At 60.9% G+C, this 22,154-nt stretch carries 26 protein-coding genes; 11 read left to right on the forward strand and 15 right to left on the reverse strand.

The genetic code is table 11. The features are described 5' to 3' along the window. Positions 1–86 precede the first annotated feature (86 nt). Positions 87–2,543, forward strand: a complete 2,457-nt coding sequence (rpoD, locus tag GH657_RS06510; RefSeq protein ID WP_153101670.1) for an RNA polymerase sigma factor RpoD — start codon at positions 87–89, stop codon at positions 2,541–2,543. Positions 2,544–3,208: 665 nt separating this feature from the next. Here the strand turns inward: rpoD and GH657_RS06515 are convergent. After that, positions 3,209–3,433 (reverse strand): hypothetical protein, encoded by a 225-nt coding sequence (locus tag GH657_RS06515; protein WP_153099948.1) that lies wholly within the window; start codon positions 3,431–3,433, stop codon positions 3,209–3,211. 266 nt (positions 3,434–3,699) lie between these two features. Next, entirely contained in the window at positions 3,700–3,903 is a 204-nt protein-coding gene (locus tag GH657_RS06520; RefSeq protein ID WP_153075660.1) for a cold-shock protein, read from the reverse strand. 154 nt (positions 3,904–4,057) lie between these two features. On the opposite strand from GH657_RS06520, the gene GH657_RS06525 reads away from it, so the two are divergent. Both GH657_RS06525 and GH657_RS06530 read left to right on the forward strand, forming a co-directional pair. Continuing rightward, positions 4,058–4,348, forward strand: a complete 291-nt coding sequence (locus GH657_RS06525) for a hypothetical protein (protein WP_153099949.1) — start codon at positions 4,058–4,060, stop codon at positions 4,346–4,348. A gap of 178 nt (positions 4,349–4,526) precedes the next feature. Continuing rightward, a complete protein-coding gene (locus GH657_RS06530; RefSeq protein WP_153099950.1) occupies positions 4,527–4,781 on the forward strand; it encodes an H-NS family nucleoid-associated regulatory protein in 255 nt (84 codons plus the stop codon). A 225-nt stretch (positions 4,782–5,006) separates the two neighbouring features. Here the strand turns inward: GH657_RS06530 and pcaG are convergent, their stop codons facing one another. Both pcaG and pcaH read right to left on the reverse strand, forming a co-directional pair. After that, positions 5,007–5,609, reverse strand: a complete 603-nt coding sequence (gene pcaG / locus GH657_RS06535) for a protocatechuate 3,4-dioxygenase subunit alpha (RefSeq protein WP_153099951.1) — start codon at positions 5,607–5,609, stop codon at positions 5,007–5,009. Positions 5,610–5,612: 3 nt separating this feature from the next. Then, entirely contained in the window at positions 5,613–6,317 is a 705-nt protein-coding gene (gene pcaH / locus GH657_RS06540) for a protocatechuate 3,4-dioxygenase subunit beta (RefSeq protein WP_153099952.1), read from the reverse strand. 125 nt (positions 6,318–6,442) lie between these two features. On the opposite strand from pcaH, the gene pcaQ reads away from it, so the two are divergent. Then, the gene (pcaQ, locus tag GH657_RS06545; RefSeq protein ID WP_153099953.1) at positions 6,443–7,375 is read left to right on the forward strand and encodes a pca operon transcription factor PcaQ; all 933 of its coding nucleotides are present in this window, start codon (positions 6,443–6,445) and stop codon (positions 7,373–7,375) included. Positions 7,376–7,495: 120 nt separating this feature from the next. Here pcaQ and GH657_RS06550 read toward each other — a convergent pair whose 3' ends face one another. From GH657_RS06550 to sctU, 11 genes are all read right to left on the reverse strand, one after another. Continuing rightward, positions 7,496–8,698 carry a hypothetical protein gene (locus tag GH657_RS06550; protein WP_153099954.1) on the reverse strand — a complete coding sequence of 401 codons (1,203 nt, stop codon included), beginning with the start codon at positions 8,696–8,698 and terminating at the stop codon, positions 7,496–7,498. 94 nt (positions 8,699–8,792) lie between these two features. After that, the gene (locus tag GH657_RS06555; RefSeq protein ID WP_153099955.1) at positions 8,793–9,107 is read right to left on the reverse strand and encodes a hypothetical protein; all 315 of its coding nucleotides are present in this window, start codon (positions 9,105–9,107) and stop codon (positions 8,793–8,795) included. 4 nt (positions 9,108–9,111) lie between these two features. Next, positions 9,112–9,261, reverse strand: a complete 150-nt coding sequence (locus GH657_RS17985) for a hypothetical protein (protein WP_174769885.1) — start codon at positions 9,259–9,261, stop codon at positions 9,112–9,114. Between the two features lie 99 nt (positions 9,262–9,360). After that, on the reverse strand, positions 9,361–9,585 hold the full coding sequence (locus tag GH657_RS06560; protein ID WP_174769886.1) for a hypothetical protein: 225 nt from the start codon (positions 9,583–9,585) through the stop codon (positions 9,361–9,363). 10 nt (positions 9,586–9,595) lie between these two features. Continuing rightward, positions 9,596–10,582: an HrpD5 family protein gene (hrpD5, locus tag GH657_RS06565; protein ID WP_153099957.1), complete on the reverse strand. Its 987-nt coding sequence runs from the start codon at positions 10,580–10,582 to the stop codon at positions 9,596–9,598. 142 nt (positions 10,583–10,724) lie between these two features. Beyond that, the gene (gene sctS, locus GH657_RS06570; RefSeq protein ID WP_153099958.1) at positions 10,725–10,985 is read right to left on the reverse strand and encodes a type III secretion system export apparatus subunit SctS; all 261 of its coding nucleotides are present in this window, start codon (positions 10,983–10,985) and stop codon (positions 10,725–10,727) included. Between the two features lie 3 nt (positions 10,986–10,988). After that, positions 10,989–11,636 (reverse strand): type III secretion system export apparatus subunit SctR, encoded by a 648-nt coding sequence (sctR, locus tag GH657_RS06575; RefSeq protein ID WP_153099959.1) that lies wholly within the window; start codon positions 11,634–11,636, stop codon positions 10,989–10,991. Beyond that, positions 11,620–12,792, reverse strand: coding sequence for a type III secretion system cytoplasmic ring protein SctQ (gene sctQ, locus GH657_RS06580; RefSeq protein ID WP_153099960.1), 1,173 nt, complete (start codon positions 12,790–12,792; stop codon positions 11,620–11,622). The genes sctR and sctQ overlap by 17 nt, the downstream gene beginning before the upstream one ends. Positions 12,793–12,795: 3 nt before the next feature. Continuing rightward, positions 12,796–13,524 carry a type III secretion system protein SctP gene (gene sctP, locus GH657_RS06585; protein WP_153099961.1) on the reverse strand — a complete coding sequence of 243 codons (729 nt, stop codon included), beginning with the start codon at positions 13,522–13,524 and terminating at the stop codon, positions 12,796–12,798. Continuing rightward, complete coding sequence (locus GH657_RS06590; RefSeq protein ID WP_153099962.1) at positions 13,524–15,464, reverse strand: FHIPEP family type III secretion protein; 1,941 nt, start codon at positions 15,462–15,464, stop codon at positions 13,524–13,526. Before GH657_RS06590 ends, sctP begins: the two co-directional genes overlap by 1 nt. Positions 15,465–15,483: 19 nt before the next feature. Further along, complete coding sequence (gene sctU / locus GH657_RS06595; RefSeq protein WP_153099963.1) at positions 15,484–16,542, reverse strand: type III secretion system export apparatus subunit SctU; 1,059 nt, start codon at positions 16,540–16,542, stop codon at positions 15,484–15,486. A gap of 257 nt (positions 16,543–16,799) precedes the next feature. On the opposite strand from sctU, the gene GH657_RS06600 reads away from it, so the two are divergent. The 7 genes from GH657_RS06600 to GH657_RS06630 all read left to right on the forward strand — a co-directional run bounded on the left by GH657_RS06600 (position 16,800) and on the right by GH657_RS06630 (position 22,151). After that, positions 16,800–17,303 (forward strand): HrpB1 family type III secretion system apparatus protein, encoded by a 504-nt coding sequence (locus GH657_RS06600; protein ID WP_153099964.1) that lies wholly within the window; start codon positions 16,800–16,802, stop codon positions 17,301–17,303. A 90-nt stretch (positions 17,304–17,393) separates the two neighbouring features. Then, positions 17,394–17,891, forward strand: a complete 498-nt coding sequence (locus GH657_RS06605; RefSeq protein WP_153099965.1) for a hypothetical protein — start codon at positions 17,394–17,396, stop codon at positions 17,889–17,891. Between the two features lie 13 nt (positions 17,892–17,904). Next, positions 17,905–18,756 carry a type III secretion system inner membrane ring lipoprotein SctJ gene (gene sctJ / locus GH657_RS06610; protein WP_425495729.1) on the forward strand — a complete coding sequence of 284 codons (852 nt, stop codon included), beginning with the start codon at positions 17,905–17,907 and terminating at the stop codon, positions 18,754–18,756. Next, on the forward strand, positions 18,753–19,553 hold the full coding sequence (locus GH657_RS06615; RefSeq protein ID WP_174769887.1) for a type III secretion protein HrpB4: 801 nt from the start codon (positions 18,753–18,755) through the stop codon (positions 19,551–19,553). Before sctJ ends, GH657_RS06615 begins: the two co-directional genes overlap by 4 nt. Further along, on the forward strand, positions 19,538–20,299 hold the full coding sequence (locus GH657_RS06620; protein ID WP_153099967.1) for a FliH/SctL family protein: 762 nt from the start codon (positions 19,538–19,540) through the stop codon (positions 20,297–20,299). The genes GH657_RS06615 and GH657_RS06620 overlap by 16 nt, the downstream gene beginning before the upstream one ends. A 2-nt stretch (positions 20,300–20,301) precedes the next feature. Continuing rightward, entirely contained in the window at positions 20,302–21,636 is a 1,335-nt protein-coding gene (locus GH657_RS06625) for a FliI/YscN family ATPase (RefSeq protein ID WP_153099968.1), read from the forward strand. Then, complete coding sequence (locus GH657_RS06630) at positions 21,633–22,151, forward strand: hypothetical protein (protein WP_153099969.1); 519 nt, start codon at positions 21,633–21,635, stop codon at positions 22,149–22,151. Before GH657_RS06625 ends, GH657_RS06630 begins: the two co-directional genes overlap by 4 nt. Positions 22,152–22,154: the final 3 nt, after the last annotated feature.

Genomic DNA, 22,154 nt, shown 5'->3' on the forward strand with positions numbered 1-22,154 from the left:
ATAATTTCCAGGATTTTTCCAGGATTCCCAGGCAAAAAAGGGCGATTGCAATGGCAAAGACTACCAGCGGGAGAAAAGCGGGTGATATGAGTGAGGCCGACGTGGCGGGCGAGGTGAAGGACAAGACGCTGACAGCTGGGGCTGGCAAGCGTTCTGCCCGCTCAAAAAAAGCCCCGAAAGAGGCCGTAAAAGAGGTCGCACCGCTCACGCAGGCTAAAACTGCTTCTTCCGCCAGGAAAGGGTCTGCTGCAAGCAAGGCCGCGATTGCGCAACAGGAATCCCCGGAATCCCAGGAGGCCCAGGCTACAGCGGTTTCAGTAGCGCTGGCTCCGCACAAGGCGGCGAAAGCCGCCGCGCCCGCCGCCAGGCGGCCGGGCTCAAGAAGTACCAGGGAAGCGGCTGCCGTGACGGACGATACGGCAGTACGCAAGACGCAAGCATCCACGGTTCAACCGGCTGTTGTCCAGCAGCCGCGAGTCGAGACTACAGCCGGTACGGCGAACTCCATGACGAAAAAGCTGAACGAAGTACCCGCCGGGGACATTCCTCCCTCAGGCGAAGAAGTTGCCGTTGTGCCCGCCAAGGTCGAAAAGGTCAAGGCGCGCGATCGCCGTGCAAAAGAAAAGGCCTTGTTGAAAGACGCTTTTGCCTCAACCCAGCCTGGTACCGCTGAAGAACTCGAGGAACGGCGCGCGAAGTTGCGTGCGTTGATCAAGCTTGGCAAGGAACGGGGGTTTCTGACCTACGCTGAAATCAACGATCACCTGCCGGACAATTTTGCTGAAACCGAGGCGATCGAAGGGATTATCAGCACGTTCAACGATATGGGCGTGGCGGTCTATGAGCAGGCACCAGACGCGGAAACCCTGCTCCTGAACGACAACGCGCCGGCTGCTTCATCGGATGATGAAGTGGAAGAAGAAGCTGAAGTCGCGTTGTCGACGGTCGATTCCGAGTTCGGCCGCACGACCGATCCGGTGCGGATGTACATGCGCGAAATGGGCACTGTCGAGCTGCTCACCCGCGAAGGCGAAATTGAAATCGCCAAACGCATCGAAGATGGCCTGAAGCATATGGTGATGGCGATCTCCGCCTGCCCGACGACGATCGCCGACATTCTGGCCATGGCTGAGCGCGTCGCAAATGAAGAAATTCGCATCGACGAGCTGGTGGATGGGCTGATCGACGCCAATGCGGAAGATGCCGATGGCTTCTCGCCGCAAGAGGCTGAAGCGATCGAAAGCGAGCCTGAAGAAGCGGAAGAAAGCGAAGAAGACGAAGAAGAGGACGATGGCGCGGCACAGGCCACGGCAAACGCTGCGCAGATGGAAGCGTTGCGGCGGACGTCGCTGGAAAAATTCGCGCTGATTAGCGAGTGGTTCGACAAGATGCGCCGCGCGTTCGAGAAAGAAGGCTATAAATCGAAGGCGTACCTGAAGGCACAGGAAACCATTCAGACCGAACTGATGACCATCCGCTTTACGGCGCGCACGGTCGAGCGTCTGTGTGACACGCTGCGTGCGCAGGTCGACGAAGTGCGTCAGGTGGAGCGTCAAATCCTGCATACGGTGGTCGATAAATGCGGTATGCCGCGTGCTGAATTCATCACCCGTTTCCCGGGCAATGAAACCGATTTGACCTGGGCGGAAAAGATCGTGGCCGAAGGGCATGGGTACAGCGCCATTTTGACGCGCAATATTCCGGCGATCAGTGAGCAGCAGCAGCGTTTGCTCGACTTGCAGGCGCGCGTCGTGCTGCCGCTGAAAGACCTGAAAGAGACCAACCGCCAGATGGCCGCGGGTGAGCTGAAGGCGCGTCAGGCCAAGCGCGAAATGACCGAGGCGAACCTGCGTCTCGTGATCTCGATTGCCAAGAAGTACACCAATCGCGGCTTGCAGTTTCTCGACCTGATTCAGGAAGGCAACATCGGCCTGATGAAAGCGGTGGACAAGTTCGAATATCGTCGTGGCTACAAGTTTTCGACTTATGCGACGTGGTGGATTCGCCAGGCGATCACGCGCTCTATTGCTGACCAGGCACGCACGATCCGCATTCCGGTTCACATGATCGAAACGATCAACAAGATGAACCGTATTTCACGCCAGATTTTGCAGGAAACAGGCCTTGAGCCTGATCCGGCGACGCTGGCGGAAAAAATGGAAATGCCGGAAGACAAAATTCGCAAGATCATGAAGATTGCGAAAGAGCCGATTTCGATGGAAACACCGATTGGTGACGATGACGATTCCCATCTGGGCGACTTCATCGAAGACACCAATACGGTGGCGCCAGCGGATGCCGCGCTCCATGCGAGCATGCGCGATGTCGTCAAGGATGTGCTGGATTCGCTCACGCCGCGTGAAGCGAAGGTACTGCGCATGCGTTTCGGTATCGAGATGAGTACCGATCACACGCTTGAAGAGGTCGGCAAGCAGTTTGATGTGACGCGTGAGCGGATTCGCCAGATCGAAGCCAAGGCGTTGCGCAAGCTACGTCATCCAAGCCGCTCAGACAAGCTGAAATCGTTCCTCGAGGGTAGTTAAGTTAAAACCCATTGCAGCATTCGCATGACCGGCGTGACGAGGGTTGTGCGGATGGTGCGCCGAGAGAGGGCATACAGGGTCCCTCCGGGTGACAGGCGGTGAATGAGGTTTCTGCTGGCGTTGTGGCATATACACAATTGCTGCTTCGATGATTTTTTTCGTGTAATATTCGCAGCCTGTTAATTGTTGCCGGAGGGTTGGCTGCAGTTAAGGTATCAGGGCCTCTAGCTCATGCCTGGTTAGAGCAGCGGACTTGACCGGTTGTTTTCCTAAGGCTTTGAAGTACGGCTTTGCAGTACGGCTTTGCAGTACTTGAGCACGGAAAACACCAGATGGGTTGCCTTGGGGTAAGTTCACTCTGCCCCTTGGTAGAATTGCTCAAATTCGGGGAAACCTCTGGCTTATACAATAGGTGCAAGCGGTACAAGCCGTGGCAATCCCGAGCGAAGCTCTCCGGAAATCGGGAGAACGTGTAGAGACTGTACGGGCAAGTCGTAAAGACAAGAGACAGTCCAGACCACAAACCCGAAAGGGGCAGCGAAAGCTGTAGCTGGTACGCATAATCCGTTGGTGCCGTGTTCGACTCACGGGAGGCCCACCAAAAATTAAAAGCCACGCTGTGCGCAAACACAGCGTGGCTTTTTCTATTGGGAATGAGTGATTGGCTAGCCGCGCGTATCGACCCAGTTGCGTGCCCATATATATGAATGCTGCAGTGCCTGTTCTTCACTTTTGAAATAATCGAGTGAATAAAACTGGTAGCGTTGTGCATTCATCCTGTGATCAGGACGTTCCAGTAATAAATTGGATGAAAAAAAGCCGTCGGGTAGCTGGTGCGCCGAAGGGCGAATTGCATAACCTTGATAGTGATGAGTATGATTTTTTTGCATATTATTTTTTAATATAGCGCAGTACCCCGCTCCCAATTGCAACACATCAGGGTACAAATAAAGGTTTAAGCCGGAAAAGCTTTTTCCTGGAAGGAATTGAAAAAAGTAGCGCAGCGATGCGGTTGACTTGAATCAAATAAAAATGGTTATTTTGTTTTAATTGTTAGTCAACAAGATGGTGGATTCGGGATAAATTCCACGCAAGGGAGGTCGCTGCATCCGAACCCATCGAAGTGGGCCCGAATTTGTCACACTAATCGTAAAACTTACAGCGGTTTGATATTGGCTGCTTGCAAGCCTTTCGGGCCTTGCTTTGTTTCAAAGCTGACTTTTTGATTTTCAGCGAGTGTTTTAAAACCATCGCCGCTGATTTCAGAAAAGTGAGCAAAGAGGTCGTCGCCACCTGCATCAGGTGTGATAAAACCAAAACCTTTGCTGTCGTTAAACCATTTAACGGTACCGGTATCCATAGAATATCCTGAAAAATAAGAAATATAGCTCCAGAGCGGAGCGCTAGAAGCATCAAGGAGGGAGAGGACAACGAATACCGCTTGGAATGCGGGGAATTGATGAGCAACAATCGAACTTCTTGAACTTCAGGGAGCACCTTAACCGGATAAGGCTTTGAGCGTCAAGAGATTTTGTGTAACGACACACATTCAGTCCGTCACCGGTCGCCAGGCCTTTATTTTCCCGGCTCTGAGTTTCTGGATAGGGGCAGGTCCAGCCGTTGATGCTGGCTGGCATGGCACGAGGCGCATGGCCTTTGGCCGCTGGGGTAAATACTGCGTGACTAGCAAGGGGGAAGCAGTGTTAGAATTCGTTTCGGATCAGCGTTGTCACCAGTGCGCCATGAGTTTTCGCGGCACGGGCATCGACAGCAAAAATGCCACCCATCCAGGACGTGAATTTTGACCCACTGTCGAAATGACGCATTCAAAACGTCGTCGTGCATATGGCTCATCTTTGCAACTGCATTGTGAACAATGTGAGTTTAATTGACGGGTCCATTATTCTGAATTCAGGTTGCGCTGAAAGGCGCAAGGTAATTGATTCTAGTGCGAGCGCAGGGTCGCCGCGAAACCGGTATGTTATGAAACAGCGAGAGGAACAACGAGTGCTGGAACTCGACGGGCAGGCGCGTGAGCGTTTGATTCTGTGGATACGGCGGCGTATGGACGAATTTGGCATTACGTTTGAGGCTTTATCCGAAGCGATAGAGATCGAAGCAGCAAAGCCAAAGTATCGTGATGCCTATGGCAATGTATGGGATGGAAACGGGGATCGGCCAGACTGGCTGACCCGTGCAATTCACGCTGGACAAAATATCGAACATTTTCGGTGCTGAATTCATTTTTGCGACGCTAGTCTGGCAAGCCAAACCGATAAGCATCGTTATTTGTAAATACGAAATGCGTAATAATGCGTAATAGCCCGCAGGTAGCGAGCTATTACTTTTTTACTGCATGCATTTACATTTTTCTACGTTTTTCTGCTGATTCCATATTTGCCTGGAAATATGGCCGCGGCCGCGGCCGCGGCTGCGGCCTTGCGTATCAACGCAGGTGTTGCGTCATAAATCAAAAAAGACGGTTTCAAGCGGACCTTGCATATAAATATCAAAGCGGTACACCGTCTGGTCTGTCTGGCAGTCCTTTTGCGCAATCAAGGTGGCGCGCCTCGCAGCAGGCACTGAACAAAGCACCGGGTCGCGTGCATTGGCGGCCTCTTCGTCACCGAAGTAAATCCGCGTGAATGCGTGCAACAACAGGCCCCGCATGGTCACAATCACATTGAGATGAGGCGCTTCGCCCGCTGCCACGCGTTCGGGTGCAACACCTGGTTTAATCGTCTCTACGATAAAACGCTGCTCTGGATCGGTTCCAGTGCCGGTCCTGGCGAACCCGCGAAAGCCGCTTGTAGCCACCTCCTCGCGCGTGGCGGGGTAGTGGCCCTGACTATCCACCTGGCTTATTTCGAGCATTGCGTCGTTTATCGTGTTGCCATCGCCATCAAACACGCGTCCGATAATCACAATGGCTTCGCCAGGGGTGTCGTGGCGGGCCAGTGCGGGCGTTAGCAGGCTTTTGAAATCGTAGCCGTATTGCTCCGGGCACAGACCATATGCGAAATACGGCCCAACTGTTTGCGACGGGGTTTGCTTAAATGCAGTCATGGTTTAACGCTCCATCGGCGTGGCATCGCGGCCGCGCAACACGATATCGAATTGGTAGCCGAGTGCATGACCTTCTTCGGTGGCATCCAGCGACAGGCGTGACACCAGACGTTCGCGCGCAGCGGCCGGTGTGCCCTGGTAGATTGGATCGAACGCGAGGAGTGGATCGCCCGGGAAATACATCTGCGTCACGAGGCGTGAGCCGAAGTACTCGCCAAACAGTGAAAAATGAATGTGGTTGGGACGCCATGCATTCGGATGGTTGCCCCACGGGTAGGCGCCAGGCTTGATCGTGAGAAAGCGGTAGCATCCGGTGTCGTCTGTCAGGCAGCGTCCCGCACCCAGAAAATTGGGATCCAGCGGCGCGCCGTGCTGGTCTGTCTTGTGCACATAGCGTCCCGCCGCGTTCGCCTGCCACACCTCCACCAGCGTATGGCGTACCGGCCGGCCATCTTCGTCAAGCACCCGGCCTGTCACAATGATACGTTCGCCTAATGGCTCGCCATTGCGTACCGCGTTGCGTGTCAGATCATGGTCGAGTGCGCCGAGGTCTTGCGCGCCATAGACCGGCACATGCTGATTGCGTAGCCGCTCCCGCAGCGGAATCAACGCTTGCGTGGGGCCGCGCTTCATGGACGAGCGGTAGTCTGGAGTCACGTAAGCGGGGTGTGAAGCGAAATCGCGGGGTCTCAGTTGAGGGTCGTTCATCGCGGATTGTCCTGTTTGTGGTTGTGGTTGTGTCCGGGTGGGGCAGTTCCAGGATGGTGCGACTTTATCTAAAACAAAAAGTTATGCAAAATGATGTTTTTTCGCTTTATCCATAACCATTCCTTATGAAACGTCAGGGTATAGATAATCGCGTCAAGCTGCGTCATCTCCAGTGTGTTCTGGCGGTGGCGCAGTTGGGCAGCATGCACAAGGCGGCGGCCAGCCTCTCGCTGACCCAGCCTGCCGTCTCGAAGACGCTTGCCGAGCTTGAGACGATGCTGGGCGTGACGTTATTTGAGCGCGGCCGGCATGGCGCGGTCGTGACGCCCGAGGGCGCGCTTTTTATGCCACATGCAAACGCCTGCGTGAGCGCATTGCGTCAGGGGGTCGATCTGTTGACGCGAGGTGATGGTTCGGCGGCGGCTCTGGAAATTGGCATTTTGCCAAGCGTTGCGCCCGCGTTGGTGCCGCTCGTGCTGAAGCGCTTCGCTGCGCGCTGGCCGCATGCCGTGGTGCGTGTGACAACCGCCGCCAACAACGCGCTGCTGGAGCAGCTGAAAGCGAGTGTGATCGAATTCGCCATTGGCCGCATCGCCGAGCCGGAGCGCATGGTGGGGCTCAATTTTGAGCAGCTTTACTGCGATTCGCTGGTCGCGGTCGTGCGTCCTGGCCACCCGCTGCTGCATCACGAAGGGTTGCCCACTGCGTTGCTAGCGCAGTTTCCACTGGTGTTGCCGCCGCTGGGCACGCTGATCCGGCAGTCGGCACAGAGCTTGCTCGGGGCGTGGGGCGAGCCGCCCTTGCAGGCGGTGGTTGAAGTGTTGTCGGTTTCGCTTGGCCGCGCGTTGGCGCTGGAGAACGATGCGGTCTGGTTCGTGCCGGCCAGTGCCGTGCGCTATGACCTGGCATACGGTGCGTTGACACGTTTGCCTTTGCCTTTGGTGGCGACCGATGAGCCAGTGGGTATCGTGCTGCGTGCTGATTCCCAGCCTGCGCCAGCAGGCCGTGCCTGGCTTGAAATAGTGCGCGAAGTGGGCCGTGAGCTGAGTGGTGCATGAAGCGTGCATGAGCGGCGCTGCCAGCAATGCGCTCGATCCCGCACGTTCGCAGCGTGGCCGGGTTTCCAGGCACTTGACGCTGGAGCAACGTGAAGTGCCCGGTACGGACATGCCTGATGCTTAGCCGACGATATCTTTGGCCCCCTTCATTCCCATTGCATGCAGCTTGGCCTGGGTCGAGGCCAGATTGATCGCGTTTTCGTCGCGTGTGGCCTGTTCCATGGCCGCGATCGCTTTGGCGACGTTGGGGCTGATACCGTTGGTCCCGGCTTGTGATGCTCCGCCGTGCGCGGCCCACTCAAAGTTCGCGCGCCCCGAGATGCCATCGGCTCCTGCCACATCGTGTGTTTCGATTTTCTGATAGATGTCCGGATGCTGCAGCATGAACGTGGCGGCCTCACGTATCGCATCGCTGAGCGATGCATCGGTGGATAGCTGGTACAGGTCCTTCAGATTGACGACCGGCTTGTTCGCCTGCTGCATGTAGGCAAGCAGGTTTTCCGCAGCCTCCTGGGTTTCGCTCTCCAGCAGAATTTGCTCGGGTGAGCGGGCTTCGATCTTCGCGGCCCACTCGAAGTTCGAGCGCCCCGAGATGCCATCGTTTCCTGCGACATCATGTGTTTCGATCTTCTGATAGATGTCCGGATGCTGCAGCATGAACGTCGCTGCAGAGCGCACCGCATTTGCCGTGGAAGAATCCGTCGCCAGGTGATACAGATCGTTCAGATTGACGACGGCTTTGTTCGCTTGCTTCATGTACGCGAGTAGCGTGGTCGAGGCGGCTTGGTATGTCATCCCGGATATTGGAGACTGCGCAGGAGCAGGAGCAGGAGCAGGAGCAGGAGCAGGAGCAGGAGCAGGAGCAGGAGCAGGAGCAGGAGCAGGAGCAGGAGCAGGAGCAGGAGCCGGAGCCGGAGCAGGAGCCGGAGCCGGAGCCGGAGCCGGAGCCGGAGCCGGAGCCGGAGCCGGAGCCGTACTTCCAGGCGAACCGTGCTCCCCTTTGGCCCAGTCAAAATTGTCCGTGCCGGAGATGCCATCCTGGCCCGCTATGTCATGGGTTTCGATGGTCTGATAGATCTTGGGGTGGCCCAGCATGAACGCCGCAGCCGAACGCACGGCGTCGGGCGCGGACTGATCGTTAGCCAGGTGATACAGGTCTTCCAGATGCACGGTCGCCAGACTGTTTTCCTTCATGTACGCCGACAACGTGCTGGATGCCTCCTGAGCATGCGCCGTGTTGGACACCGGGTCGTCTTGCGATAAAAACCCGGGTGTGTAGTGATTGAAAAGGGGAGAACCTGGATTGCCGACGTTGTATTGCATCGTGGTGTTCCTTGTCTGGTAACGGTGTGGTTGTGCAAAACGCTCGCACTGGGCCCACGCTGATCCGGTGGCCGATGCGCGGCACAAACGGATTTCAGTCGTCGTTATTGAACGCTCGATTGCTTTCAGTAAGACGTGCCTTGGTGCTCATGAAAATTCGCAGCACGGTGCTCGAGACGAATTCTTCGAGTGCGGCTTCGAGTGCTTTCGCATTGGTACTGGCCTGGTCATCCTGGTGACCGGTGTCATCAGGTGAGACGGGGAAATGGCTGTTGATCGCGGACATGGCAGGATGGACGTGATTAAAACGTGAGTGCGTGAGTGCTGCATGGCGCGATGTGCGGCATGCATGCAGGCAGGCATGAGGCTGGCGCAGCACGCCACGCGCGGCCCGGGTGGCGTGCCGCACAGCGCTAGCCGACGAGTTCCTTGGCCGCCTTGAGACCCATGGTGGCCAACTTGGCCTGCGTGTTTGCCAGATTCATCGCGTTTTCATCATCTGAAGCTTTTTGCATCTGGTCGATTTGAGCCTTGACGTTAGCCGATATGCCTGGTGCTTCCATTTCACATCTCCTTGGATCAGGGTTTAACCACAGGAAAGACAACCCCGTGAGGGGTTTCGCGCGGTGCGCTGGCCGTTATGGGCCCGCGCACGACACTCTTTACGCAGCGGCCAGGCGGCAGAGCTCGGCGGCGGCATTCAGACCATCGGCTACCACCCGATGCGCGGCTGCCTGAGTCGGGCTGCTGGCATTGAGACAGGCGCGTGCGGCCTGTTCCAGTGTGCTGGCTGCCTGAAACAGGGCGTCCCGGGCATGAGGCTGGCCGGCATGGTGGGGCAAATCATTGAGCGTCTTGACGAGCGCATCGTTGAGCAGTTCGAACATGGTGGGCATTTCAGGGCTGTAGGGAAGGCGCGGGAACCGATAAGGAAGGCGTTGCAGCCAAGGCGGTGTCCTGGCTGAAGTGCTTCGCGCCGTCGCTGGATTCGACGTACCTCACGTCGGAGCTCGACAGCACGGATTCAACTTCGCCATAGGCCGAGGCTGGCGCGCTACGGCTGACTTGCACCGCAACATCGGCTACCAGCGGTTCAAGATCGGCGCGAAAACGTTGCGCGGAAAGACGTAGCAGCGCGGGGTGAAGGGCCTCTCCGTGCAGTGCGAAACGGCGTTGTCCGAGATAGCTCGCCTGCACATTCGGTTCGTCGTGAAGCGATTCCTGCAACTGCTGCGTGAGTTCGGCTTGCGTTTTGACATGCCACGCCAGCGTTGTGCCAGCCAGCGTGTTTAGTGCGCGTTGGGCCGCATCGCCTTGCGCCGCGCTAGCGACGATGCCATGGGCGCTGAAGCCATGGGCTTCATCACGGAGTTCGATATCAGGCAGATGCAGACGTGCCAGTCCGGCGCGTAATTCGGCTAGCGATGCATGCTGCAGTGGCGGGTTGGCCGCTTGTGGCGCGAGGCCGCTCCATACCAGCGCGAGTACGCCAAGCGCACCCGCGCCCAGCACCGTTTTGCTGAGACGTGAGCGAGACACGCCTTGTACGCGTGCAGCCGCATGAGACGCCTTGGCCGGTGTCAGGAGGTTCTGCAACAGTTGCAGCTCGCCAGGCCAGGGCACGTCAGCCGGGCCCACGCATAGCACGATGTCACCGAAGCGCCGTGGCACCAGGTCTTCGAGCACCACAGCAGGCTGCGTGCAGTCCGCTACGCCCAGGGTGACACGTCCTTCGGGTTCCAGCACCAGTTGCATATCCGGCCCGTCCCAGTCGTTGATGACGATATCGGCGTGAGCACTGCGGCCAAGCGTCATGGGTTGATCGCTGAACTGTAGTCGGGCACCGGCATGAACTCCGGTCAACAAGCGAAATTCTCGGATCATGAGCGAACTCCTTGCGAACTCCTTGTCCTGCATGAAAACCTGGCATTCCAAAATTCCGGATATTTTTCCGCGCAGTTCATGTGACTGTTCATCAGGCGTCATGCCGCTTCATGCAGCTTGCCCGCTGAACTTAAGTTGAGCCTCAGATAAACATCAACTGCAAAACTACGTGAGCGAAGTTCTGAATCTGCGCGGCGCCCCACGGCGCGCTTAGCACGACCACCAGTGTGACCAGGACTAGCTTGACGCTTTGTCCAATGCTCGAATCCTGCAATGAGGTGATGGCCTGCAAGAAGGCGATAGCGAGGCCACTGAAAGCCGCGACGGCCACCGCGGGGAGCGATACCAGCAGGCACAGCGTCAGGGCCTGCGTGGTCAGATGGGTCAGGGCGTCATAGCTCATCGTCTAGCGATAGGTGGTGATGAGGCCGTGCATCAGCGTGGACCAGCCATCGAGCGAGACGAACAGCAGCAGCTTGAACGGGATGGCGACATTGGTCGGATTGACCTGGGACAAGCCAAGCGCCATCAGGATATTGGCGATCACCAGGTCCACCACGACAAACGACAGGTACAGCAAAAAACCGATCCTGAATGCGGCCGAGAGCTCGCTTAACGTGAATGCAGGCGCGAGCACGATGAGGTCATCCGGCTTGAGTGCCGCCGCGCGGGCGGCCGGCCAGATCTCGTGGGCGACGCGCATGAAATAGGCTTTTTCACGGGCCGCGGCGTGTTTTTGCAAGAACACGCGAAACGGTTCACGTGCGGCATCGAGCAGGGGCATGACTTGCGCACCAGCGCTTTGCTCGCTGCTCAGATGGGCCCGCTGCGCGGCTTCCATTCCGACCGGCGCCATGATGAAACACGAGACAAGAATAGCTACGCCGTTCAGCACGGAGCTGGGAGGCACCTGTTGCAGGCCCAGGGCGCTGCGCAACAGGCCTAGCACCACGACGATCTTGGTGTACGAAGTGACGACCATCGCGGCAAAAGGCAGTACCGCGAGTGCTAGCGCGGCGACAAGCAGCGAGGCGATTTCAGGTGTGCCGTTCATCGGGATGTGTGATGCGCTGGATATGCAGCCCAAGCTGGTCGCCTACTGCGACGAGTTCGCCAAAGGCCAGGGTCTGGCCGTAGGAGACCAGTCGAACCTGGGCATCGGCGAGGGCCAGCGGGAGTTCCAGCACGTAGCCAGGCGCGAGCGTGCTGAGTTGCGACAGCGGCAAGCTGGCGCAGATCACTTCGAGATGCACGGGCAATTCGAGGGCATTGAGATCGATGCCGGTGGCGTGGGGCGTGTGGCTCGCGGTTGTTTCGTGCAGGGTGTCGTCGGGAGGGTAGCGCATGGTGTGGGGGAAAGTTTCGAGCAAAAGAGTTCGTCTGATAACGCATGCGCGTGCGCTGATGCTGTGGCCGCTGGCGGCACCCCAGTGCAGCATGACGCCATGGAGCGGGGCGCCATCGCAGTAGCCGCGCGCGCGCGGCCAGCCCAGCAGGATGTCGCCCTCGCGCAGGGCCGCGAGCCGTGCACGATTGCAATGACGGCTGCGCACGCGTAGCCGCGTCGGCAGCAGCAGGTCAGCGAAATGAGCGGATGGCGCTGGCAGGCCGTGCAGGTTGTGTTCGAGTCGCGCGGCGAGCGCATCCGGAACCGTGAGCAGTACGAGAACATCGCGTAGCCTGGACAAGTTGTCGGCCGCATTATCGGGCGCATTATCGGGCGCACTACCGGCCGCACTACCGGGCGCATTCTCGGCCGCACGCAGGTTGTACTCCAGCACCAGCCCCTGAGCCCGTTGCGCCGTGCTGGTGTAGCGCAATTCGTTGAGCGTGACGTGAGTGAGACCGGCATCGGCGAGTACGGCGAGGGCCTCGGCGAGCCACAGTGTGGCGAGCGCGTGACGTTGCTGGGCATCGCTTTCGAGCGCGATGGCTTCGAGTGCGAGATGGCGGCTCGCATCGAGCTGCACGATGAGTGCGCCATCTGCGGTATCGAACACGAGCGTGAGCGGGCGCTGCAGCACGATGAACGCCTGGCTCAGATCGCGTAAGGCATGCGCGGCGAAGCGTTGTCCGGCATGGCTTGCCGGAGCCGTATCGGGCATGGCACGAAAGAGTGCGCGCGCGAGGCGGGCCAGCGCCGGTGTGTAGGTTCGCAAACACGGCCCCAGGGGTTCAAACGCGGGAAGCACTTCGAGACAGTCAGACACGGTTTATCTATCCAGGGGGTCGATTTCAATCTCGATACGCCGTTCGAGCCGGGCTTCGAGATGCGCGCCCAACGCATCACGGGCGTTCGATAGTAGGGTGCAGGCGTGTGAGCTTCGCACGTCGAAGCGAAGCAGTAAGGCGCCAGGCGAAAGCTTCAGGTGCAAGCGTGTGTGCGGCACGATGGCAGGATCGAGTTCGAGCGAGATATCCCAGTTGCCGCCGTTGCATGCGGTTGGGCTTTGGCAAAAAGAGGCGATCCGGGTGGCGAGATGCGAGGCGTCCAGGGTGTCCCGTCCGGCTCCGGAGCGCGAGGCGCAAGAGACACGGGGGGCGGCGGAGTGATCCGGGTCAAGCGTGCCGATGCCGCGAGCGTCATCGATGCCAGCACTTTGATCCGCATAGTCCATGGAGTCTTCCAGCCGTCGGCTGGCGGCCTCCGCACGCGACTCGGCGGCATTGCCGCGAGGGTGCTGGCACGCTGTGCTGCCACGAGCGAAGTCTTCCGCCTGGGCATGGAAGAGCGCGATAAAACGTTGCTCAGCCAACCCCTCGGGCCAATCGCGCTGTGCCCACACGCGTTGCGCGGCGCTGGCCGCCTTGCCCTGATGCGTTGCGCGAGCGTGCCGCGTTTCATGCGGTTGCGGCAGGTGTGGCCTGAGTGGCATGAACGAGGGATCGGCGAGCGTTGCCGCGCGTGTCAGATGCAATTCATGCAGCAAATAGCGGCGCATCACGTAGCCTGAGCCGCCGGACGCGTCATCACACAGCCTACGGGCTGCAGTTCGACATCGCCCAGTTCCTGAAACGAGTACACCTGCAGCGTTGGCAAGCGGTACTCGATCATGCGGCGAAAGTAGCGCCGCACATCCATCGAGGTGACCACAGCCAGTTGCGGCACAGGGTGCGCCTGGGCGATAGCTTCGGTGTCGTCAACCAGGCGCTCGATCTGTTCGGGGTCCAGCGTGATGAAGTTGCCCGTTGGCGTTTGCCGCACCGAGTCGCGGATCGCCTGCTCGACGCTCGCTTCCAGCACGATCGCAGACAAGCGCTGGCTGCCCGCCGTGGCGCGATGGACGATAAAGCTGCCGAGATCGCCCCGCACATATTCAGTCAGTAGCAACGGATCTTTCTCGCGTGCGCCCCAGGCCACCAGGCTTTCAAGGATCGAGCGCAGGTTGCGGATGGGGACATGCTCTTCGAGTAAACGCTTGAGCACTTCAGCCACGCGCAAGGTCGATACCACCTTCTGCACTTCCGCTACCAGCCCCGGAAAATCACGGCTGGCATGCTCCAGCATCCATTGCGTTTCCTGTAAGCCAAAGAACCGGTGCGGGCTAGCCTGCACCGCGTGATAGACCGCGCCCGTCAACGTGTGTTCAAGGTTCGTGGCGTGCTCGCCCAGTTCGATAGCGTTTTGCGGCACGTCATGGAGTAGTAACTGATAGGCCAGAGGTGGCAGCGTATCGGTGGTCCACACGGCGATGCGCGGAAACGGCAGCCCCAGATCATGGGTCAGCGTGCGGCGGATGGTTTCGAAGGCGCGGTTGAACTCGTTGCTGTCGAGCCGCCGCCCCAGTTGCGCCGACAGTTTGAGCGCCAGCGGTGCCGCGAAAGGCGGCGCTTGCGTGGTAATCGAAGGCACCTCGCCGCGTGCGCCCTCGATGTGCAGCGCGGGTAACTCCGGGCCTTTCGTGCGCGCCGCGTGGCCCAACTGACGTTGCAGCACCATGGCCGCGGCAAAGAGGATCAGCGCGAGCAGCACGAAGAGCAGGCTGGGAAACCCCGGCACCAGGGCAAAACCGCACAGCAGCGCGGCCGCACCAAAGAGCGCACGTGAGCTGGACGACAACTGCAGCGCGATCTCCGTCCCCAGCGAGCGCGGCTTGCCCTGCTCATTGGCGACACGTGTAATCAGAATGCCCGCCGCGACCGAGATCAGCAGCGAGGGAATCTGCGACACCATCGCGTCGCCGATCGACAGTACCGAGAAGCGGTTGGCGGCTTCCCCGGCACTCATGCCGTGATAGCTGATGCCGATCACGATGCCCGCGACGATGTTCACGAGCGTGATGAGCAAGCCGGCGATGGCATCGCCCTTGACGAACTTCATCGCACCATCCATGCCGCCGTGCATCTGGCTTTCGGTGGCGAGCAGGGCGCGGCGGCGCTGCGCTTCATCGGCGCTGAGGTTGCCCGCCCGGACATCGGCATCGATGCTCATCTGCTTGCCTGGCATGGCATCGAGCGTAAACCGCGCGCCTACCTCGGCGACCCGCTCCGAGCCTTTGGCAATGACGATGAACTGCACAGTGGTGATGATCAGAAACACCACCAGCCCGACCACCAGGTTGCCGCCCACGACGAGCTTGCCGAAGCTGTCGATGATGTGTCCGGCCTGGGCATGCAGCAGGATCGATTTGGTCGAAGCGATATTCAGCGATAGCCGGAACAGTGTCGTGAAGAGCAGTAGCGAAGGAAAGGCAAATAGCGAGGCCGTGTTGGGCGTGTACATCGTCACCATCAGCAACACGATGCTGATGGCGATGTTGAGGGTTAGCAGCAGGTCGATGAGGAAGGGCGGCAGCGGCAGGATCATCAGCGCGACGACCGCGATCACCAGCGCCGCAATCGCGGTTTCGCCACCGAAGTCGCGCAGTACGAAGGTCTTCATGTCGAGGCGCTCCCGGCTGTCATGGCGCTTCGGGCATATGCGTGCCCATTTCCTCGAGCCACGACAGCACGGCGGCCACCGCATCGAAGAGCGGCTCGGGGATGGTGTGTTCCAGCGGCACATGAAACAGCGCGCGCGCCAGCGGCGGATTGCCGACGATGGGCACGCCCGAGCGCATGGCCTGTTCCCGGATGCGCCGCGCCTGAGCGTCGGCGCCTTTGGCGATGACCCGTGGCAAGCCGCATTCGTCGGGGGCGTAACGCAAGGCGACGGCCACATGCGTGGGATTGACCAGCACCACCTGCGCTTGCGCGACTTTGCCGATCACGCTATCGGCAGCCATTTCCTGGGCGAGGCGGCGGCGCTGCCCCTTGATAAGCGGATTGCCTTCGGTTTCCTTGTATTCGCGTTTGATCTCGCTTTTGCTCATGCGTTGGTCGCGGATAAACAGCCAGCGTTGCAAGCGATAGTCGAGCACGCTGATCGCGGCGAATAACAGTGCGGCTGTGCCTAGCACCTGGCACAGCACGCTCCACGCGATGCGGTCCAGCCCGGCGAGTGGCTGCCAGGCTGCGCCCACGAGCACGGGCATGAGTTCCAGTAGTGTTTGCCAGAGCACAGCGCCGATCACCAGCGCCTTGATGACGGCCTTCGCCAGATCGATGGCCGAGCGTAGCGAGAAAATCCGTTTCAGCCCCGTCACTGGATTGAGCGAATCGAGCTTGGGTGCGATGGGTTTGAACGACACCCTGAAGCCGACTTGCGCCATGACTGTCGCCAGCCCGAGCACAAGCGCGCCGAGCACGACGGGTAAGACGAGCCATGCCATATGCCGTCCAGCATCGAGCAGCGCATCGCGCAAGGAGAAATCCGCCGCGCTGGCATGCTTCACGGCAAGGCTGTCTTGCATCAGCAAACGCAACTGTTCGCCCATCTGCGGCGCGGCGATGCTAAAGCCCAGGCTCGCGGCCAGCAGGCAGCCTGCGAAAGGGATGTCGCTGCTTTTCGAGGTTTTGCCATCGCGTCGCGCTTCGCGTAGTTTTTTCGCGGTGGGGGCTTCGGCCTTTTCTTCGGACATGGGTGTGCACGACCAGGAAGGAGAAGACGGAGCGCAGTGTGCTGGGGGAATGGGATGCGAGCGGCAGCACAAGCGAAATCCCGCGCGCCAGGACGAAGTGCGAGGGATGACAGGCAAGCAGTTCGCTTGCCGCGTTGCCAGTTCGCCTGCGCGGCAGGGCCGCGCCTCACGTTTGCGCTACGGTCGTACTCCCATGCAGTGCCGCTTCAGGAAAAAGCACGCGCTGCCCGGATCACATCGAGCGAGGAGACGAGCGCATGAGCGTGGCGAACGAAATGGCGTGCAATGACACGCTGGTGACGGCATTGCTGGAAGTGCTGATGCATGGTGCGCGTTTGGGGCACCTCGAACAGTCGGAACGGTTGCTCGCCGCATTGCGTGTGTTACGGCCTAACTTCATCGAACTGGGGGCTTACGACGGCTGGATGCTGATTCGCCGTTCACGCTACAGCGAGGCGGTGCGGGTACTGCGCGAGCTCGAGCATCAGCCCTTGCGCGGCACGTTTGCGCCTTATGTCCGGGCCTTGATCGCGGTGAGCCTGTATGGCATGGAGGATCCGCAATGGCATGTCTATGCCCATGACGTGGTCAGTGGCAATGAAGATCCGGATTCGGTGGAACTGGTGGCGACGTTGCTGGGCCTGCAGACAGAGCACCAGGCGCGCGAGACTGCCGCTCCGCTGGCCGTGACACGAGAGGCCGCGCGGGTGCCGGGAGGCGTGATGGATCATCGGCTGCAGCGGCATCATCTGCGCGCCTGAGCGGCTACCTGTCTGCCCGATGCTCAGAGGCATGCCGCAGGTATGCATGCCATTTTTTAACGGTCCTCAAGCCCAACCCAGGAGCGATGGATGACGCTACCGATTGCCGCCGTTCAGGCGCTGCCACCGTTGTCTGTAGCTGGGCCGCTGCCGCCCACGTGGCACATGGCCGGGGCCGCGGCCCCGGCCGGACATATCGCACCGCCTTCGGAGCTGGCTGCCGGGCAGGCGCCCGAGGCTGATGCCATCGCGCGTTTTCGCAGCCGCCTGGATGCTGCGCGCGAGGCCTCAGCGACGTTGGCCTCTTCCATGCCGTCTGGAGCGAGCGTGACGTCACATCCGGCGGGTGGCCATGGGCCTTCCGCCGTGGCGCGGATTGTCGCTGAGCAGGATCATGCGTTCAGCGCGCTCAATGGCGAGGTCAACCAGTTCAGCGGCACGGTGCACATGATGAGCACCCAGGAAGCCGTGGCTGAATCAATGAAGATCCAGTTCCAGGTCGCGGCGATGACGGCCCGGCTGTATCTCGGCCAGACCGTCGCGCAAGGCAGCAAGAACGCGATTCAGACCTTGATGAAAAACCAGTAGGCGAGGATGCCCTGTGGCACGAACAAACCTGCGTCAGGCCCTCGCGGGTATCTGCGGGATGCGTTGGCATGGCTGGAGCGGCGGGTGGCGCACGGGCGTGCTCGTGATGCTGACCCTGACCATGATGTGTGGCTGCAGCAAGACGCTCTTCACGAAACTCTCCGAAGCCGATGCCAACGATACCCTCGCGGTGCTGCTCGACGCGGGTATCAGCGCGGCCAAGGACAGCGAGGAAGAGGGCAAGACGTGGGCGGTGTCGGTCAGCGATAACCAGTTTTCACGCGCGCTCAACGTGTTGCGTGCGCATGGCTTGCCGCATCAGCGCTATCAGAACCTCGGGGAACTGTTTAAAAAGGAAGGCTTGATTTCCACCCCGACTGAAGAGCGCGTGCGTTTTATTTATGGCGTCTCGCAGCAGCTCTCGGAAGTGCTTTCGAGAATCGACGGGGTGGTGTATGCCAACGTTCAGATCGTGGTGCCGAACAATGATCCACTGGCACCGGTGACGCGGCCTTCGTCGGCTTCGGTGTTTATCAAGTACCTGCCCGGAGCGGATGTGACGACGCTTACGCCGGGCCTGAAAAATCTCGTCGTGCATGCGGTCGAGGGGCTGACTTACGACAACGTCAGCGTCACGATGGTCCCCGGCGTTGAGCCGCCTGTCGCGCGGGCAGCGGGCGCTGCGCGCGGGACGTGGGACGACGCATGGGGCGAGGGCATGGCTGCGTGGCTGGGCGCAGCCGGGGTGTTGCTGATCTTGCCGGGTGTGCTGGCATGGCGCTGGCACGCGCCTTTGCGCCGGAGCTTCGACGCACAACGGACGCGCTTGCTGCAACGGCTGCAACGCGGGCGGCGCACAACATGAGTGTGAGGCAGATAGCGCTCGTGGATGACGCGGTGCATCGGGCTTATGCGCCGCCAGACGTGATGCCGTCCGCCAGCGATCCTGGGCCTTCAGCTGCAGCGCTGATTCCCTGGTTGCACGCGTACCAGGCGCGTGTGCATGCCGTGCTGCAGTACCTTATCGCGCAGCAGTGCCATGCATGGGGGCGTTGTCCTGCAGCGTCCGCGGCGAGCGCACAGTGGCCGGTGCTGCGTGCGGCCTTGCTGCCCACGCCGGTCTCGCTTGGTGCGCTGGTGCCGCAAGCGAGCCGCCTCGCGTTGCTCGAACCCGAGTGGCTCGTTCGGGCGCTAGCGGCGCGGGCGCTATTTGCTTCGCGCGCGGCCTTGCGGCTCGTGGTTGCCCGTGCGCAACGCCAGGCTTTGAGCCTCGTGCTCGGCGAGCCTGCGCTCACCACGCTCATGCAACTGAGCGCACGCGCGTTGCCTGGCCGCGCCCGGCCCTTGCCTGACGTTTGCACGCCGCTCGCGCTGGCACGATTGGGTTGGCGCTGGATTCAGCACGATCAGGCTTGCCCCGTGGCCATGGCCGAGGCGCTCATCACCTCGACGTTGCAAGCCCTGGGTGCGGATCCTGGCGCTGGCCTTGACCTTGCCTTTGGCTTTGACCTTGACCTTGACTTTGACCTTGGCGTTGGCATCAGCATCAGCATGAACCCCGGCACAGGCCACGCTGACGTGGCGCCACCTGGCGCTGAAAGTGCCTGTTTTCTTGCCATGGTCCCGTTGCTGTTTCCGGAGTTGCAATGGTTATTTGGCTAAGAACCTCTCATGCGAGCGTCGCGCTGGCCGACGATGTCGTGCAAGCCCATGACTGGGCCGAACTGGTGCGGCTCGACGAGGCCTCCGGATACGCCACGCGTGCGGCCGAGGCGCAACGGGAGCAGGCACAGCGCGAGGCCGATGCGATTGTGCGTCGCGCGCACTGGAGTGCGGCTTGCGTGCTCGATCTCGCTCATCTTCGCGCTGATAGCCATGCCCGTCATTGTGAAGACAGCGGGCGGCAGCGCGCCCTGGTGCATGAACATGCGGCCCACCTGCGTTACGTGATGGCCGGACAGGCAGCGCTGCAAGACGTCCAGACGCGCATCACGCAAATCGTTGAGCAGACTGTCGCGCAGATTGTCGGCGAGGTCCCGCGCGCGCACGTATTCGCGCACGTGGCCCGCACCGTGGGCCTGCATCTCGAAGCGGCATCGTTTCTGCACATTACGGTTGCGCCTGATGAATGCACGCTGGCCGCGGCTGCGTTTGCCGAGGTGTGTCTCGCGCATCGCTGGCTGGTGCAGCCGAAGGTGCAGGCTGATCCAGCGCTGGCGGCGGGCACTTGTGTGTGCGAATGGGATCATGGCGTGCTGCATGCCAGCCTCGAAGCGCAGTTGCGTGCTCTCGCCCAGGCGTTGGCCGACGTCATGCCCGAGCCGCCGCTGTCAGCGCCGTCAGTGTCGTCAGCGCCGCGTGGCGCCGCCGACGACGTCCCGGCGCTATTCGCCTTCGCGCCAAAGTGACGATGAAGGCCACCTCAGCTCCACTCGATAGCTATTTCTCCGCGCTCGATCGCGCCCTGGCCCACGCCGCTGCACCGGTGCGTTACGGCAAGGTGATCGAAGCCCTGGGCACCTTGCTCAAGGTCGGTGGACTCGACGTGATGCTGGGCGAGTTGTGCGCACTCTATGACGTCCATGGCAGCTTGCTGCAACGCGCGGAAGTCGTGGGCTTTACGCGGCAGTTCGCCTTGCTCGCACCGTTTGGCCGCATCGCGGGCCTGTCGCGGGTGACCCGCGTGGCGGGCTTGCGCTGCCTGGTCTCGGTGCCGGTTGGGCCGGGCTTGCTGGGCCGCGTGGTCGATGCGTTTGGCGCACCGCTCGATGGGTGCGGCCCGGTGCCAGCCGAAGGCTGGCGGCCGCTCGTAGGCGAGCCTCCCGAGCCCATGACGCGCCGTTTGATCGACACACCGCTGGCCACCGGCGTGCGCGCGATCGACGGCCTGGCCACGATCGGCGAAGGCCAGCGCGTGGGCCTTTTTGCGCCAGCAGGCGTGGGTAAAAGCACGTTGCTGGGGATGCTGGCGCGCGGCACGGCTTGCGATGTCAATGTGATCGTTCTGCTCGGCGAGCGGGGCCGCGAGGTGCGGGAATTCATCGAACGGGTTTTGGGGCCGGCCGGCATGGCGCGCAGTGTGGTGGTGTGCGCGACGGCCGAGCGTTCCGCGCTGGAGCGTGCTCGCGCGGCGCAAAGCGGTACGGCGCTGGCGGAATACTTCCGCGATCAGGGCTTGCGCGTGCTGCTGTTGATGGATTCGCTGACGCGTTTTGCCCGGGCCTGGCGCGAACTGAGCTTGGCGCTGGGCGAGCCGCCTGCGCGCGGCGGCTATCCGCCCTCGGCGTTCGCTGAATTGCCGCGCTTGCTGGAACGTGCCGGCATGGCGGGGCAGGGCTCGATCACCGCGTTTTACACGGTACTAGCCGAAGACGATGACGGTGACGACCCGGTGAGCGAGGAAGTCCGGGGTTTGCTCGACGGCCACCTCGTGCTGTCGCGCACGCTAGCGGCACGCAACCGTTATCCCGCGCTGGATGTGTTGCGTAGCCTGAGCCGGGTGATGCCTCAGGTCGCGTCAGCACTGCATTGCGCGGGGGCGGCGCGGATACGCACGCTGCTGGCGCGCTATCAGGAAGTCGAACTGTTATTGCAGATCGGCGAATATCAGACGGGGCGCGATGCGCTTGCCGACGAGGCGATTGCACGCCATGCCGAAATCGAAACATGGTTTAACCAGGACACGGCTGAAATTTCCAGCATGGATGCCACGCGTACAGCCGTCACGGCGTTTGCCTTGCGATGAGCGGCGCGGCAGTGACGTCGGCGACAGCCACGATGGCAGCCTGGCGCGCCTTGCTTGCGGCGCGCGAGCAGAGCCGCGCGCGGCTTGAGCGCGAATTGCGCGAGGCCCAGCGTCGCCATGCCGAAGCGCAAGCCGCGCTGGAAGCCGCTGGTGAGTGCAGCTTGGCGGCGCATGCGCAAGTGAGCGAACACGAGGCGTACATGAACCGGCTGCTGGCCACGGGACGCGCCTTGCCCGCGGCACGGTATTTGCATTACGCCATGCAAGGCGAGCCGTTACGGCACGCCTTGCAACAGGCCCTGGCGCGCGAAGACGAAGCGCGCCGCGCCGTGCAAGCGCCGCTGCGTGAACTGACCTCGGCACGCCTGGCGCTGGTGCGTGCCGACATCCGGCGCGACGCTGGCGCAGCACAACTGCGCCGTCTTACCCTGCGCGCGGCACGCACGGCCCAGCGCCGCGCCGAAGACGAGGCCCTCGATCTGGCATGGGCGCGGCGTGCCCTTCAGCCGCGCTAGCCC

This window comes from Paraburkholderia hayleyella (assembly GCF_009455685.1).
GTDB lineage: Bacteria > Pseudomonadota > Gammaproteobacteria > Burkholderiales > Burkholderiaceae > Paraburkholderia > Paraburkholderia hayleyella.